The organism is Rhizobium lentis, from assembly GCF_014200175.1.
Taxonomy (GTDB): domain Bacteria; phylum Pseudomonadota; class Alphaproteobacteria; order Rhizobiales; family Rhizobiaceae; genus Rhizobium; species Rhizobium mulingense.
Genome location: NZ_JACHBD010000025.1, coordinates 1 through 15,275 on the forward strand (window position 1 = coordinate 1; position 15,275 = coordinate 15,275).

12 protein-coding genes and 6 pseudogenes are annotated in these 15,275 nt (G+C 58.2%); 6 read left to right on the forward strand and 12 right to left on the reverse strand.

Annotation, left to right across the window (positions count from 1 at the left end):
* The 3 genes and pseudogenes from GGI60_RS30395 to GGI60_RS30405 form a co-directional block, all read right to left on the reverse strand.
* The coding region (locus GGI60_RS30395) for a trehalase-like domain-containing protein (RefSeq protein WP_246720536.1) at nt 1-615 on the reverse strand (615 nt) is incomplete at its 3' end.
* A 6-nt stretch (nt 616-621) separates the two neighbouring features.
* On the reverse strand, nt 622-1,449 hold the full coding sequence (locus GGI60_RS30400) for a glucose 1-dehydrogenase (protein WP_246720537.1): 828 nt from the start codon (nt 1,447-1,449) through the stop codon (nt 622-624).
* A gap of 82 nt (nt 1,450-1,531) precedes the next feature.
* Nucleotides 1,532-2,506, reverse strand: a pseudogene (locus tag GGI60_RS30405) (methyl-accepting chemotaxis protein); the annotation flags it as partial.
* 584 nt (nt 2,507-3,090) lie between these two features.
* Here GGI60_RS30405 and GGI60_RS30410 point away from each other — a divergent pair.
* On the forward strand, nt 3,091-3,888 hold the full coding sequence (locus tag GGI60_RS30410; RefSeq protein WP_183920176.1) for a Crp/Fnr family transcriptional regulator: 798 nt from the start codon (nt 3,091-3,093) through the stop codon (nt 3,886-3,888).
* Between the two features lie 465 nt (nt 3,889-4,353).
* On the opposite strand, the gene GGI60_RS30415 is transcribed toward GGI60_RS30410, so the two are convergent.
* Nucleotides 4,354-4,905 carry a DUF1003 domain-containing protein gene (locus GGI60_RS30415; RefSeq protein WP_183920174.1) on the reverse strand — a complete coding sequence of 184 codons (552 nt, stop codon included), beginning with the start codon at nt 4,903-4,905 and terminating at the stop codon, nt 4,354-4,356.
* A gap of 199 nt (nt 4,906-5,104) precedes the next feature.
* Here GGI60_RS30415 and GGI60_RS32350 point away from each other — a divergent pair.
* A pseudogene (locus tag GGI60_RS32350) lies at nt 5,105-5,310 on the forward strand (non-heme manganese-containing catalase); the annotation flags it as partial.
* Between the two features lie 343 nt (nt 5,311-5,653).
* Here GGI60_RS32350 and GGI60_RS30420 read toward each other — a convergent pair.
* The 3 genes from GGI60_RS30420 to GGI60_RS30430 form a co-directional block, all read right to left on the reverse strand.
* The gene (locus tag GGI60_RS30420) at nt 5,654-6,730 is read right to left on the reverse strand and encodes an NAD(P)/FAD-dependent oxidoreductase (RefSeq protein ID WP_312862826.1); all 1,077 of its coding nucleotides are present in this window, start codon (nt 6,728-6,730) and stop codon (nt 5,654-5,656) included.
* A 375-nt stretch (nt 6,731-7,105) separates the two neighbouring features.
* Nucleotides 7,106-7,366: a DUF982 domain-containing protein gene (locus GGI60_RS30425; protein WP_183920172.1), complete on the reverse strand. Its 261-nt coding sequence runs from the start codon at nt 7,364-7,366 to the stop codon at nt 7,106-7,108.
* A 368-nt stretch (nt 7,367-7,734) separates the two neighbouring features.
* Nucleotides 7,735-7,896 (reverse strand): DUF2269 family protein, encoded by a 162-nt coding sequence (locus tag GGI60_RS30430; RefSeq protein WP_409527286.1) that lies wholly within the window; start codon nt 7,894-7,896, stop codon nt 7,735-7,737.
* Here GGI60_RS30430 and GGI60_RS30435 point away from each other — a divergent pair.
* Together GGI60_RS30435 and GGI60_RS30440 are read left to right on the forward strand one after the other, a co-directional pair.
* Nucleotides 7,828-8,122: pseudogene (locus tag GGI60_RS30435) on the forward strand (CopG family transcriptional regulator). The gene GGI60_RS30430 and the pseudogene GGI60_RS30435 sit on opposite strands and share 69 nt — an antisense overlap.
* Nucleotides 8,123-8,393: 271 nt before the next feature.
* Nucleotides 8,394-8,984 carry a Crp/Fnr family transcriptional regulator gene (locus GGI60_RS30440; protein ID WP_312862825.1) on the forward strand — a complete coding sequence of 197 codons (591 nt, stop codon included), beginning with the start codon at nt 8,394-8,396 and terminating at the stop codon, nt 8,982-8,984.
* Nucleotides 8,985-8,988: 4 nt separating this feature from the next.
* Here the strand turns inward: GGI60_RS30440 and GGI60_RS30445 are convergent, their stop codons facing one another.
* From GGI60_RS30445 to GGI60_RS30460, 3 genes and pseudogenes are all read right to left on the reverse strand, one after another.
* Nucleotides 8,989-9,237 (reverse strand): DUF6894 family protein, encoded by a 249-nt coding sequence (locus GGI60_RS30445; RefSeq protein ID WP_183920170.1) that lies wholly within the window; start codon nt 9,235-9,237, stop codon nt 8,989-8,991.
* Between the two features lie 61 nt (nt 9,238-9,298).
* Nucleotides 9,299-9,940 (reverse strand): annotated as a pseudogene (locus tag GGI60_RS32850) (ATP-dependent DNA ligase); the annotation flags it as partial.
* A 661-nt stretch (nt 9,941-10,601) separates the two neighbouring features.
* Nucleotides 10,602-11,405, reverse strand: a complete 804-nt coding sequence (locus tag GGI60_RS30460) for a crotonase/enoyl-CoA hydratase family protein (RefSeq protein WP_183920166.1) — start codon at nt 11,403-11,405, stop codon at nt 10,602-10,604.
* Nucleotides 11,406-11,491: 86 nt separating this feature from the next.
* Between GGI60_RS30460 and GGI60_RS30465 the strand changes: the two genes are divergently transcribed.
* Entirely contained in the window at nt 11,492-12,076 is a 585-nt protein-coding gene (locus GGI60_RS30465; RefSeq protein ID WP_183920182.1) for a TetR/AcrR family transcriptional regulator, read from the forward strand.
* 190 nt (nt 12,077-12,266) lie between these two features.
* On the opposite strand, the pseudogene GGI60_RS30470 reads toward GGI60_RS30465, so the two are convergent.
* Nucleotides 12,267-13,059: pseudogene (locus tag GGI60_RS30470) on the reverse strand (inositol monophosphatase family protein).
* A 312-nt stretch (nt 13,060-13,371) separates the two neighbouring features.
* On the opposite strand from GGI60_RS30470, the pseudogene GGI60_RS30475 reads away from it, so the two are divergent.
* Nucleotides 13,372-13,527: pseudogene (locus GGI60_RS30475) on the forward strand (DUF982 domain-containing protein); the annotation flags it as partial.
* Nucleotides 13,528-13,830: 303 nt separating this feature from the next.
* Here the strand turns inward: GGI60_RS30475 and GGI60_RS30480 are convergent.
* Nucleotides 13,831-15,264 (reverse strand): NAD-dependent succinate-semialdehyde dehydrogenase, encoded by a 1,434-nt coding sequence (locus GGI60_RS30480; RefSeq protein WP_183920162.1) that lies wholly within the window; start codon nt 15,262-15,264, stop codon nt 13,831-13,833.
* Between the last annotated feature and the right edge of the window lie 11 nt (nt 15,265-15,275).

A 15,275-nucleotide genomic window follows, 5' to 3' on the forward strand; every position in this document is an offset into this window, starting at 1 on the left:
CCACCACGTCGTCGCTCGATCGAGTTCCTCTGAACGGTCTCGGACAAAATGTGGCTGCTCGTTGGAGGGATGGTACGACATCGTCATCGGCACGCGGTCGCCGGCTTTTACGGTGAAACGTGCGAACGTCTTCATGTTGCGCCCTTTGAGCTCCAGGGCGGTGTGGAGTTCGACGGCGTTTGGCCCGGCGATCGCGCTCAGTCCATAATCCTTGCGCCGCACCCAAGGCACCGCCTGACCGTTCTCGAACCTCAGCACGAGCTCCATTTCCATTTCGACGCTGCCAGAGACACCTGTAATTATGCGGATCAAATCGACGTGGCGATCGCCTTCGTTGATCGGCATGAAATCGATGAGCGCAACGACGCCGGTCGTCGTCTCGAACTGGGTTTCCAGGATTGCAGTGTCGGGAAGGTAGCGCCGCCTGGTTTTGACAACCTTGTCGACCGGCGCGATCTTCCAGCGGCCGTTGTCCGCGGTTCCGAGCAGCGCTGCAAAGCAGGCAGGGGAATCGAAGCGCGGCAGGCACAGCCAATCGATCGATCCATCCTTGGCCACGAGAGCTGCGGAGAGCATATTGCCGATTAGCCCGTAGTCCTCGATCCGCATCGCCATGTCCGATCACCCACCGTGCGCAAAGGAAGGATAGTCGGTCATGCCTCCATCGACGAAGACCGTCGTCGCAGTGATGTAGCTCGCGGCATCTGACGCCAGCATGACGGCGATGTTCGCGACGTCCTCGGGTTCTCCAATACGGCCTAGCGGGATCTTCCTCAGTAAATCCCTGTAGCCCTCCGCATTCTGCCAGACCGCCTGATTGATAGGGGTGCGGATTGCCCCCGGCGCAATGCAAAGAACGCGAACGCCATGCGGAGCCGCTTCCTGTGCCAGCGACTTGGACATCATTGATACGCCGGCCTTGCTCGCCGTATAGGCACTGTAGCCGGTCCAGGCGATTACCTCATGAACGCTCGTGGTGTTGAGCACAACGCCCGACCTCTGGGCGACCATGCGTTTCAGAGCTTGGCGCGCACACAGATACGTTCCCTTGAGGTTGATGTCGACGACCCTGCCCCAGGCATCCGGATCAGCTTCCCAGCCGAACGCATATCCGCCGTCAATTCCGGCGTTGTTGACCAATATGTCGATGCCGCCCCAGGCATTGTCGATCGCAGTGAACATCGTCTCGACCGCTTTGGGGTCGCTGATGTCGGCCATCAGACCAAGAGCTTCGCCGCCGGCAGCGGTGAATTCCTCAACGAGCCTCTCGGTTTCTTGTGGATTTACCAGATAGTTGATTGCAACTCGTGCCTCCTCGGCGGCAAAGGCCTTCGATATCGCGGCTCCGAGACCAGAATTGCCTCCCGTCACGAGAGCACGCTTATTGCTGAGTCCGAGGTTCATCAGGATGTCCGCAGAATCGATCAAGCGGGGCGCTTCACCCGCCATCACCCAGTAACGCCAATGCGAAGCGCGTTGTTCCTGGCTTTTCGCTTTTCGCCGAGAACCATCTCCAGGGCAGCCCTCGCTGCTAGACGGCACTCATCGCGCTTGCCAGCCTCTGATGCAGCGCGCGCGCTGGCGGGGCCGAGGGGGTGTAGCTGGCCGCTGCTGGAAGTGAAGCCGCAGGCCGCCCGCCAGCTTGCACCTTAAATTGTGAAATCAACCGGGAAAGAGAACCGACTTCTTCTGCCAACCGGTTCGTGCTTGCAGTGGCCTCCTCGACCATGGCCGCATTCTGCTGCGTGACCTGATCCATCTGATTGATGGCCGTATTGACTTCTGAGAGACCAGTCGTTTGTTCTCTTGCCGCAGTGGCGATCGACTGAACGTGTTCGTTTATCCTGGAAACCTGACCTTGGATCAGGTTCAGTGCTTCGCCGGTGGCGGTCACAAGTCTCACGCCAGTCTGCACTTCGCTGCCAGAACGGGTAATCAGATACTTGATGTCCTTGGCGGCGCGGGCGGAACGCTGCGCAAGCTCGCGGACCTCCTGGGCGACGACCGCAAACCCCTTGCCGACCTCCCCGGCGCGCGCTGCCTTGACGCCGGCGTTCAGCGCAAGCAGGTTCGTTTGAAACGCAATCTCGTCGATGACATTGATGATCTGGCTGATCTCACCGAAGGCACTTTCGATACGTCCCATGGCCGCCACGGCATCCGTGACCACCGCGCTCGATTGATCCGTGCTTCTGCGCGCCTCACTGACCATATGGATGGCTTCGGCCGCGCGGTCTGTGGAATTCTTTACAGCCGATGTGATCTCCTCCAGACTTGCGGCGGTTTCCTCCAATGCGGCCGCCTGCTGTTCGGTACGTTTGGACAGGTCGCCAGACGCATTGCTGAGCTCGCCAGTGCCGGAGTTGATCGCGTCGATCGCCGCGCGGACTTCTGCCATCACGGTTCTCAAACCGTCCATCGTTGCATTCACATCGCGCTTGAGTTCTCCGAATGAACCTTGGAATGCGCCTCGCATCTCATCGGTGAGGTCACCATGCGCCAAAGATCCGCGCTCTTACCCGGTTCGGAGAGCCCCAAAGAAGCCGGGCTCCGCGGTTTGCTCGCTGGAAATATTCGACTGAAGACTAGGTCGTTTGCGGCACTGGTTGCCGAAGGTCAATCAGTCGTGGCTTTGTTCGATAGCGCTTTCAGCGACGCGCGCCTGTTCAATCCCAGGTACTGGCCTAATAGCCATTGCCGGCTAAACCATTCGCTGAACTGTGGCCTATGTAAGCGACGGCGCGGTGGCGTGGTCACGTCACTGGTTGAAGATCAACCGATTACCGGCGCTATCGATCTCCGTTTCGACCGGCGATCTGGGGTATCGCTGCATCAATATGAACTTCGGCAGACAGATGACCGTTAACGTCGTAAATCTTGATTGCCTGCGGGAGCTCCGCCTGATTGGATAAGATCGCCCTGGCCACTCCAGGGCAGGCTACACAGGTGACAATTCCCTGCAGTTTGTCGCCAAACTACATTTTCACGTGCAGGTTCCGCTGGGGTAGAACGCATTAGCAATTGGGATTAAAACGGTATCGATTGGCCTCGCTCGTGCGTTTACGAGGGCGAACGGGTCTGAAGCGGCAAATGACGTATGCCAACGCAGACACTGACGAAGGCGACGCTGTGACAAAAATCGCGCAAACAGATACCAGGAACAGATTGCTGCGGGGGCTTCCTGAGCAGGCGTTTGACCATATCGCATCATACCTGAAGCCCGTTGATCTTCCGGTCCGCCGCTCGCTTGTTGAACCTGATCAACGCATTGAGCACGTCTGTTTTATCGAGAGCGGCCTAGGTTCAATGGTGGCCGTGGCTTCGAACGGAATAGGCATCGAGGTGGGTCAGATTGGATACGAAGGCATGAGCGGATATCCGGTTGTGCTCGGCGTCGATCGGACGCCAAACCGCACTTTCATGCAGGTTTCAGGAGACGGGCTAGAACTGGCCACCAGCCGTTTCCTGTCGCTTTTGCGCGGCGAGGAGGTTCGTCTGATCTTTCTCCGCTACGTTCACACGCGAGAGCTGCAACTGGCTCATTCGGCTTTGGCGGCGGGCCGATACAACATGCACCAGCGCCTCGCGAGATGGCTGCTGATGTGCCATGATCGTCTTCTCGTGGATGATATGCCCCTTACTCACGCGTTTTTGGCGTTGATGCTTGGCGTCAGACGGTCCGGTGTTACCGAACATCTGCATATTCTCGAGGGTATGCACGCCATCAAGTCGACGCGCGGGAACGTCCAGATTTTGAGCCGCCAGATTCTCCTCGATGTTGCCGATGGTTGTTACGGCGCTCCGGAAGCCGAGTACGAACGGCTTCTTGGGTCCACGTCGTCAGACGGTCAAAGTGCGGCGAGACTAAAAGGGACGTGGGGTAGCTAGTCCTGTTCCAAGACCGAACATCGATGAGCAGCCTCAACAGTCCATCCTCATCCTTCACGCCGTGCTGACAGGACTGAATAATCGAGAGGCCAGATCCTGGCGCTCGGCGTCCGAGGTAATCCTCTCACGTGCGACGTGATTGAATACCTCTGGCAGAGGGCTACCTCGGCATCATTCAGCGCGGTTTGGGTTTGGAATACCTCGGACAGGATCATAACGCCCTCACTCCCCTATGCAAAAGGTAGGTCGCTGGCGCGATGGTTCACGTGACAGGATCTCACGACTTAGTGTCCGGCATGCATCTAGCCATCGGGCCGCGGGAAACTCGGAGACGGCCGCCATGAGCGGATCCGATCATAAAGCAACGCTCCGAGAGCATGTCACGGACCACGCGGCTATGTGTCGGATCACGGATCCCGCCAAAATCAGCCCGGGAGTCCCACTTCGCAGCCAACACAAACACTTCTACTTGTCTTGCCCTTCCGCCTGGATGCGATCCAGCACTGCTTCCGGCGCAATGTCTTTCTTTAGCTCTTCGACCTCATGGTCCGCCTCGGTCGGGACTTCAAGCTTCTTTGCAATGGCTTCGACCATCGCGATTAGGCGGGTCGTTTCGTGTTCGTTTAATAAGCTGATCTGGAGGTCTAGGTCTGCGCGGACATTGTCCTGTGCAGCCATTCGGTTCTGGTTGATCAGGACAAACGTCGAGAGAAAGATCGCCTCGACCGACGCCTCCATCGCGAGGATAACCAGAGAGGGGTCCCAGGGTTGCACCTGTGGGATCAAACCCACATTTGCGACGATCCAGGCGCCATAGAACACGATGTGAATGTAGACGAACATCATGGAGCCAGCAAACTTGCTGACCGCAGCAGCGGCACGCTCCTGAGCCGACGCTGCATTTTGGCTCTGCCGGCGGCGCTGCATGATGGCTTCTATGTTGCGGGTTAAGGCGGGTGTTAATCCTGCCGCGGCCGGAGTTGTTGGGCTTTTGCGCTCCGGATGGTCGTCATTCATTGCCTTGATCCTGAGATTTGGAAACGGTTGGCCGCGACTTTTCCCGAAAGGCGCCTCGTGCAGTCCGATTCGATGATTAACTCGGTCCCAAGAGCAAGGTTGCTGCGCACTGGGCAATTCAGTCCCAGGTCACGATCCCGTTTAACCGTGACCTGCACCATCCGCAACTTCCAGCGAAGCATGAACGCTCTCGCTAATGGCTTTGCAATTTCTCATGACGAGAGAGATCACCGATATGCGGCCATTCCAGCTGGAACTCGAAAGCATGGGTAAACCTCCCCTCAGTGTCGGAAGAATCGCGCCCACACCAGGATTGGTCGACACAATTCTTTCAATGACTCCACCGGCGAAGGTCACCTCGGCGCGGTTGATGTTCGCGGTCCGTCGAACGAAGGAGAGCCCTGGAAAATTGTCGGGCTGACATTGTCGCCAGGCGAGGAACAAAACGCGAGCCATCTGTTGGATCAGCTTGCGTAACCGCTTATGTCGTGGCAAGAATGCCTGCCAGTGCGTCCGTTGACGTGGCTGGTAATCGTGGCACCCGCGGAGGCGTCAGAGGCACCGACCGCAGGTGCCGCTTTAGGGCAGAATTGGGCTAAGGCTTTATCGCACGCCTCCCCGTGGAGCTTCCGGGCAGCGGCTCAACTTTGATTTGCGAGATCGTGAGCGCCGACGTAGAGCAAGTAGGCTCAGCCGGTCCACAAGCTTTTCCGGAAATGCGGGGGGTGGGGCCCAGCGACGGCATCCCTTAGCGCGCTAGAGGTCTAGCCTCGTTCAAATCGTTTCGGATCGCGGTGGCCGCTATGCCCGCCTGCCCCATCGCGGTCCCGATCTGATCCAAGCCAATCACCACATCTCCAGCTGCATACAGGCCAGGTAGGGTTGACCTTTGGTGACTGTCGACGATGACGCAGCCGTTCTCCGACAATTCTGCGCCGACCATAGCTGCCAGTTTCGACCGAGCGTCCGATCCAAGTGCCGGGTATATAGACGAAAACTCGCCGATACCGGAAGCTGTCGCGACTCTGATTGCATCGCGCTCGGGGTCGATGGATTTTATCGGACCTTTCTGGAGGCCGATTCGCAAGTCCCGCAGCCGATTGACCTCAATCTCGGAGAGCTCGTGTTCCCCTTGCGGTGTAATGATCGTCACCTGTGTCGTATAACTCCGCAGGAACAGCGCCTCTGCAAACGCTCTCGATCCGCAACCGATAACAGCCACACGCCTGTCGGTGACCTCGAACCCGTCGCAGACAGGACAGTAGCGGATAAGGCCGCGCGCAACAGCCTCGTCATGACGCTCGGCCAGCATCGGTGGCTTGCGGTCGGTGACACCGGTGGCGAGAAGGACCGTTTGCGCCCGCATGCTGCCGCTGCTGGAGAGAACTCGAAAGCCGACCTGCTCCTTCCGAAGCTGGCTAACGCCCTCAGTCAGGATCTGAACTTTGTACCTTTGAAGCTGTGTGCGCATCCTGGCGACAAGCTCCCTTCCGCTGATGCCATCCGGGAACCCTGCGAGGTTATGGGAAATCGGAATGGTGGCGGCACGACTGCTATGGTCATCGAATACGGTTGTTGAGAGGTGGTAGCGCGCAAGATAAATGGCCGCAGTTAAGCCAGCAGGTCCACCTCCGATGATAATGCAATCGCGCATCATGTCTCCAGACCATCGCCACTTAAGATGTCGTAAGGCGCCACTTAGAGGGGAGCATTCTCTGATTTCCCTGAGCAGGCCCGACAGCTGCTCGCGGGCGTTTGAGTTGGTTCCTCGAACGGTTTCCTTCGAAAAGCTGACGCCATGCCCGATCAGACCGTCTTGCTTCAAGATTGATGCCATCCGCGGAACTCAATAGATGGACCTTCAGGTCATAAATTGACAAAGCTTGGTCCGCAGCTGCTTCGGCGATGTTGGAATAACTGACATCGCCCGCATCGACGAGGTATACCGCTCCGCGGAAGAGAGCGCGTCCGGCGTCCGTTGCCCGTCACGCGGATACCAAGATGGTGATCATCGCTAGTGCGAAGCCAACGCCGGCCCCAGCGAGGCCCGTTGTCATATAACCGGTAAATCTCCCGGCTTGGCCGTGCCTGATCTCCTCAGCGGTCCCGAGAACGGCCGCCAGGCCGGCAGCAATCCAGCATGTAAGCGTCAACGTCCCCAAAAGTATCGCCCAGTGCGGTGCGTCGATTGAAAGCACTGTCATGCGAATACCCTCGCGGCGAGCGCCGCCTCCATGAACGCCCTGCGGGCTCCCTCGACACTTCCACGGCGAGCGATGGCGTCGACGCATCTTCGCTTGGCGATGCCGAACTCGCGAGAATGGGTCGACGGCCAGCGATGGAGAAGCGCCGCAAGCGCCGCGTCCGGACCCTCGATGCGTTCACGCATGCCGTCGCCGATCCGGACGTATACCGTTGGCTTCCAAGTGACATGGAAGTCGATATCGATAACCTTTTCCATTGCAGACCTCATTGCCAGGTTTTCCCCGACAACCGGGTTCAGGTGTCCGAGTTCCCAAGCCGTACTGGTTGGTCCGTTATCGGACAGCTTGGAAGAGAACATAGGGAGAAGGTCGTGATCCGGCGATACTGGAGGATTGTAATCTGAGTATATTTCGACGGCGTCCGCGACGACGCCGAGTTCGTGCAGCGGCGGTGGAGCCGGCCGAGGCGGGAGGTTTGGTCGAAGGGCCGGAACTCTGCGGACTTTTCACCCAACTCGGTGCAAAATAGAAAAAGGGAGTCAAAGCCGAAGTAAAATCGCTGGAATATTCAAGGTGCATCTCACCGCAATTGCCATAGTGAGCCTTCAACAAATGCGCAGCCCGATTATCCAACCGGGCGGGTGATCATCAGCCAGAGAATTCCCAGCACCGAAGGGAAGGCCGGAAAGCCAAAATAAAACCAGGTCCAGAACAGCCGATGGGATCGCGCCGGCAGCGGCTCACGTATCGCTGCGTATTCTCGAAGGCTGGCAAGATTGGTACACAATCTCGGGATCTGCAGATTATGCTGCGGCGCGCGGCCCTGCTGGTGCGCAACGCCGGGTCGATCACTCTCGACGACGATCCTGAAGAGGCTCTACGGAATGTCTCGAGCGATCTGGTGCTGACGCGCAACGACACGATCAGATTTATCGCGGGAGTGGATGGAGAAGAACACCTATCTGCCGGTGCACAACCTCGATGAGGATGGCGATGTGGACGGGAATGCCTGAGTAGCGCGCAAACATCAAATGGCAACATAAATCCTTTTGGAGGTTGCTTCAGCGCGCTTGCAAGCGCATACTAATTTAATGGTGCCGCAGATCCTGGCTTGGCACCTGAGGGCCTTACTATTTGTCTCCCGCCATAACGGAGGAGACCCCTGTGTCCCATCCAATATCAATGCAGTTCCGTAACAAACTCCTTCAATCGCTCTCATCTGAAGATCTGGGGAGGCTTGACCCTCATCTCGAGCCTGTCGCCTTGAACGTTAAGGACGTTCTCGTGGAGCAGGAAAAGCCCATCGAGCATGTCTACTTCGTAGAAGACGGCATTGCGTCGGTGGTGACCGTATCGCCATCCGGTCGAACTCTTGAAGTCTCGAATGTCGGGCGGGAAGGCATGACTGGCATCGCTATCCTTTTCGACCTCGACCGAACGCCTTTGCGAACTTTTGTGCAGGTGAAAGGTTCGGCTTTTCGTATTCCGGTACCAGCTTTGCTGGAGGCGGTAGAAGCCAGCCCATCGCTGCGAAAAAGGCTCCTGCGATACGCCCACACGGCCATGATCCAGACTGCCGACACGGCCCTGTCCCTCGGCCACTACACAGTCAATCAGCGCCTCGCGCGCTGGATATTGATGGGCCATGACCGCGCCGACGGTAACGACGTCCCGCTGACACACGAATTCCTCGCGCTGATGCTGGGGGTGAGGCGTTCTGGCGTTTCCGTAGCCATGGCAATCCTGGAGGGCGAAGGCATGATAAAAGCGATCAGGGCAAATGTCGTCGTGCGTGACCGCGCCAAGCTTATCGAGATGGCTGGCGGCAGTTACGGCCGGTCTGAAGCCGAATATGCCAGGGTGCTCGCGGCCTAACCGGTTACTCAGTCATGGAAATGGCTTCGCGGAACGGCAAGACCAAGACGATGTCGCCGGCTTCATTGCAAATTTCAATTGAGCGGCTAGAAACGTCCCGGCCGGCGCGGATTGCATCGCTCATTTGTTCGCGGGCGTCCAAAATCGCCTCAGCGCGGGCGTCTTCCAGAGAGGCGAGTTCGGTCCCCTCGAGATCAGTAACAGCCCCGGAAGCCGAAATGACGTTGAAGAAGTAGCGGGTGACGGTGCTCATCCAATTAAGTTAGGTCCCGTTGACAGGTTTTCACCGTCCCGAACCGTACGAAGTTGGGGTTTCATTTCACCTCATAAACCGCCGCATTATCAGCAGCATCGCGCAGTCCCTTATATGACGGGTGGCGCAGCTTGCCGTCATGTGTCCAGGCTCGATATTCAATCTCGGCAACCAGCTTCGGCTTGATCCAGATCAGGTTCTTGCGCCCACCGGAATATTTTACCGCCGGCTCGGTCGCCTTGATCTTGTCCATCGTCGCGCGAAGCTTCATCGCGTCGTCAGCCTTAAAGACCGTTCCGACCGATCCCACGTAACCAGATCCCCACCCTTCCGAGCAGCCAGCAGAAGCGCGCCTATGTTCCCGAACGCCGAGCTGGACCTCTGATAGCCGACGATCGCGAATCCGTCGCTCTGGATGCATTTGATTTTCAGCCAGTCGCCGCCGCGACCGCTGCGATAGGTGCTGTTCCGATCTTTGGCAATGATGCCCTCAAGTCCACGCTCGCAGGCGATGCGCAGGAGCGTGTCCCCGTCCGCCTCGATCTCCTCGGATAGCCGGATGGCTTTCTCCGCCGGCGGGCACCAACTCCTCGAGGAGCTGGCGCCGCGCGGTGAGTTCCGTTTCCATCAGATCATGACCATCGAAATAGAGGAGATCGAACGCCATCATGACCGCTTCCCGAGATGACCTATTCCCGCCGCGTGTCAATCGGCGTCCAAAATTCACCCCTTATCGGCATCCAATTTTTGGACGCCGATTACCCCGCCAAGGGGGTCAAAATTGCACGCCGGAACACACTCAAGAGGGTATTACCCTATGGGAATGGCACTTTTCCGGAACTTGTTGTCGGGCATCGCCTGACTTGCGCGATAAATCGCAATCGCGCCGTGATCTGGAGCGGTCACGCCACGCAGCATGGGCGATGTCGGCCTAGCAGGAGCGCCAATTCGAGCATCCTGCTTTCCTACGCCTCGTCAACGAACGACTATTCTCGAGGGAAAGAGGCATTGCATTGAAACGGGCCCTCGCCATCATCGCACAAGCCCAATTACCCTATCACGAGAAGGCGCTCGGTCAATTGGGTGTTGGTCCCCTTGAAAACATGATGGATGCCGTTCACGGCCGCAATGTGCGCTTAGCAGCATGCGGATGGAGGTTGAACCGCCAGCTCTGCAAAGGCGTCTGTATGCGATAATACAGGAATCGCCGCGCAAGAACCGCTGATGAGAAACGCTGCACGAGTAAGCAAAATTCTGATGGAAAACAACGATATGTGTGCAATGCCGCGCCGCCCAAGCTCGTTGGGCTGGCTATCCGTTCGGCTGGTTATCTCTCGGAATTCAGCCACAATGCCTGCCGCGCTTCAATCGTGCGACCAGGAACCGCGATAGTTCGGCTTGCGACGTGCGATCCAGGCATCAAGCCCCTCTCGCAGATCAGCAGTCGAGGCCATACGGGCGAATTGTTCTCCCTCGATCAGCAGCCCCTCGGCGATGCTCTGGTTGATACCGCGCGTCACCGCCGTCAGAATGCTCGCAGTTGCCAGCGATGAATGACGCAGGATGCGCCGTGCGAGTTCATGCGCCGCCAGCATCAGATCGTCATGCGGGACCACTTGGTTGACAAGGCCGAGTTCCAGGGCGCGCTGCGGCGAGAACGTATCACCCGTCAACAGCACTTCAAGAGCGCGCTTGCGTCCGGCCAGCCTCGGCAAACGCTGCGTTCCGCCAAAGGTCGGCGGCATTCCGAGATTGATCTCGGGTTTGGCAAACAGAGCGCGTTCGCTGGCAATGGCGAGCGGGACGGCCTCGGTGATCTCACAGCCCCCGCCAAAGGCAAGACCGTTGACGGCCGCAATGACGGGTTTGCGGAACGCTTCCAGTCTCGCTGTCAATCGCTGCCCGCGCATGACGAAATCGCGCATGGCAACATCGGCGCCGCGCGCCACGCTTTCGGAGAATTCGTGGATATCGCCGCCCGCCGAGAACGCTCGCTCGCCCGCGCCGGTCAGGATAAGCGCACGGATCGAGTCGTCAATTTCTATCGCATCGAGGATCGCGAGCAGACGGTCTATCAGGGCGTAGTTGAGCGCGTTGAGTTTTTCGGGACGGTTAAGAGTGAGGATGGTTACTCCATCGCGGCTCTCGATCAGAACAGTGTCGGCCATTCGGTTTCCTATCCGCCATGCTGCGCCTGGAGAGTATGTCGTCGGTCGACGCTTGTGTATATTCACTAGTCGGTATACATAGCTGCATGACCTCACATACGATCCCGACACGCGAACGCATTATCTCGGCGGCAGCTAAGCTATTCTACAACGAGGGGATCAGAAGCGTCAGCGTCGATGCGGTGGCCGAAAAGGCCGGCGTCACAAAGCGCACCCTCTACTATCATTTCGCGAGTAAGGACGACCTCATAGGGGCTTATCTCGAAGCGCGCGACCAGCCCAATCTCGCCCTGTTCCAACGCTGGTTCGCGGAAACCGAGGGTAATCCGGCGGACAAGGTGCAAGGCATCTTTCGCAATCTCGCCTCATCGGCCCGTCATTCGAAATGGAAGGGCTGCGGCTTTCTGCGTACCGCGGCGGAACTCGCCAACATGCCCGGCCATCCGGCGATGAAAATCGGGACTGCCCACAAGAAGAAAGTCGAGGACTGGCTGCGGGTCATGTTCGAGGCGGCAGGAATCGGGACGGGAGCGCCACAACTCGCCCGACAGATCGTCCTCTTGCTGGATGGCTCGTTCGCCCTCGTTCTGTTGCATCGCGACCCGGCATACATCGAAGCCGCCGGTGACGCGGCCCGTTCGCTGATCCGTACCGCGAGTGCAGAGAAGTAGTGGGATTTTCTACGCTCCCTTCGGGGGCGAAAACCGGCATCGCAGGATCGAATGAGGACGGCGCGCCACTTCTCGAGGCGTTCATCCTCGTCCCAATCGAGATCAAATAGGCGATCGCCTGCTCGGAGGCGTGGGCTATCAGTCGCTGGACTGCGGATCGACCGGGAGCCGGAGTTGGTCGGTAGACCGTTCAGCCGATGTGGATTGCCAGCAGATCGGCATAGACTGTCTCATTGCTTGCGAGCACAGGATGCCGCTGCAGCAAGGCTTCGCCCTCAGCTGGAAAAGGCAGATAAGTCCCACCGGCCTCCTTGACGAGGCAGTAGCCGGCCATGCAGTCCCAGGCGCGCATGTGAGGCTCGTAATAGCCAACAAGCCGGCCTGCCGCCACATAGGCGAGCATCAGGGCGCCGGAGCCATTGCGGATGAAACTCCCACCTTTCCCGAGCAGGGCAGAGACAATCGCACCTACCCGCTCCGGGATAACATAGGAGTTGCAGCCGATGCCGGTAATCGCATTCTGCAACGTCCTCGACGGGTCGAGGCTGAGATTTTTGCCGTTCAGGCTCGCACCCATTCCGGCTGCCGCTGCATAAAGTTCATCATCGCACGGAACGTGGATCACCCGATCACTGGTACACCATGGTGAAGAACGGCAATCGATACACACCACGTCCCCATGCCATTGACGAACGGCGCCGTTCCGTCGATCGGATCAACCACCCACGTCAGTCCCGACTGCCCTTGCTGATACCCGTACTCCTCACCGAGAAATCCGTCAGCCGGAAAAGTTTCCGCCACGTTCTGTCGCAGGAACATCTCGACGTCGCGGTCGGCGATAGACACCACATCCTGCAAATCCCGCTTCGTCTCGATCACCAGCGTGTCGCGGCCTTTAAAATAATCGAGCGCATGGCGCCCGCCTTCTGCGCGATGGCCTTGGCGAAGGCGAAGCGTGTATCAAGTTCCGTCTCTTGCGACATCATTCTGGTACTCCGTGTAATGGTTCTTGTCGTCGGCATTTCAAAAAGTCGGCGGCGCAGTCGAAGACGAACGAAAGCCCGTGCCGACTCTGTCCTCAGGCATTCATCCGCAAGTCACCGGCTCTGTTCATCTCGCATTGCTGCTCATGGTGATCGAGACGGTACCCCACTGGTCGTCGAGCGCCTCTCCTCTCGTGCGGCAGACTTTGGCCGCACGACGTAGCAGCCAAAGATCATTAATTCAGTACTCTAGAAGGCACGCGTATAGTCCGCTTGGGACCACAGTGTCCGTGCCTTGAAGGGTAGAGGGCAATGAACTGGAACACATCATCGACATTCACGCCCGTCGCGCTCGCTCTGGGCGGTCAGCCAGCCCGTAAGGCGCGCATGCTCGGCGACGCAGCGTATATCCTGATCAAGGACTGGCCTTCCGCTGCCGGCGAGGAATACGTTAGTGCAGTGAAGGCCTGATGCGATCGAGTGCCTGGCGGAGAGGCGACGATCTATGACCCCCTAACTGCGACTGCGCATACCTAACGCCTTGAAAGTATCAGAACCAACGACCCTGTATTTCAAGATTCCGTGGTTGGAAGATCCGCAGTCGGGCTAATAACTTAGCCTGGTTGGGATGACTTTCTTGGGGCCGTAAGCAGACCGGCAGATTTTGGGCCGTGAAACCTGGTTTTGGATTTTTGATTAATGCGGAGACTGTTCCAGCATCTTTAGGTACGACTCTTGAAATTTCCTCGAGTTCTGCGGGCAAAAATTGGACTATGTCGCTTCGGTTACTAGCTTTGTATTGAAGTAACTTTCCATCGCTTCGGTACCGCCTTCCGAACCGTGGCCGGAATCCTTTATGCCGCCGAAGGGTAGCTCTGGCAGCGCCAGTCCATGATGATTGATTGACAGCATCCCGGCTTCAATATCGCGGGCAAGGTCGGCGCTCGTCTTCGCGGAAGTCGTGTAAGCATAAGCCGCCAGCCCGTATGGCAGGCGGTTGGCTTCCGCAATGGCCGAACCGTAATCAGAAAATGCACTGACGATCGCCATCGGACCGAAGGGTTCTTCGTTCAGCACGCGCGCATCTTCTGGAACGTCGGTCAGAACTGTTGGCTGGAAGAAGTTGCCGAGATTGCCGATCCGTTTGCCGCCGGTTGCGATCTTCGCGCCGCGCATGACGGCATCGGCCGTCAGCGCTTCCATGGCTTCGACTCTTCGCGCGTTGGCCAGCGGTCCCATTGTCGTGCCGTCGCTCAATCCATCGCCAACAGCGACTAACTCAGCCGCCTTGACGAAACGGTCGAGGAATTTTTCAAAGACGCGTTCCTGGATGAGGAACCGCGTCGGAGCCACGCAGACCTGGCCGGCATTTCGAAATTTCGCACCAGCCAGCAGTCTAACCGCCAGATCGATATCGGCGTCATCGAAAACGAGCGCCGGCGCGTGGCCTCCCAGTTCCATCGTGACGCGTTTCATGTGAGCGCCGGCCAGCGAAGCCAGTTGCTTTCCAACGGCGGTCGATCCCGTGAAGGAAATTTTCCGGATAACCGGGTGCGGAATAAGATAATTCGAAATATCGGCTGGAATTCCAAAAACGAGATTGAGCACGCCCGCCGGCAGGCCTGCGTCTGCAAAGGTGCGAACCAGCTCGGCGCAGCTTGCCGGCGTCTCCTCCGGCCCCTTCACAATAATCGAGCAGCCGGCGGCAAGGGCCGCAGAAACCTTCCGCACCGCCTGATTCAACGGAAAATTCCAGGGACTGAAGGCCGCCACCGGACCGACAGGCTCCTTGACAACCACTTGCCTGATATTGGTCGCTCTCGGTGGAACCAGACGCCCGTAGGCCCGGCGAGCCTCTTCGGCAAACCAGTCAATCGTATCGGCAGCCCCCGCCGTTTCCGCTCTGGATTCAGCGAGCGGTTTGCCCTGCTCCAACGTCATGATCCGCGCGATCGCCTGAGAGCGGTCGCGCAGGATCTCGGCGGCTCGACGCATAAGCTTTGCTCGCTCGAACGCACTTACGCGCCGCCATTGTTCAAAGCCGGCGGCAGCGGCCGCAAGCGCTTCGTCGAGATCGCTCTTGCTGGCATTCGAAACGCGGCCGATGACCTCGCCCGAAGCCGGATTGACTATACCGAGATGGTCGTTTGAGCCGTCCCGCCACAAGCCATTGATGTAAAGTTGGGTATCCGGATATCCTGACATGTCGCTCTCCA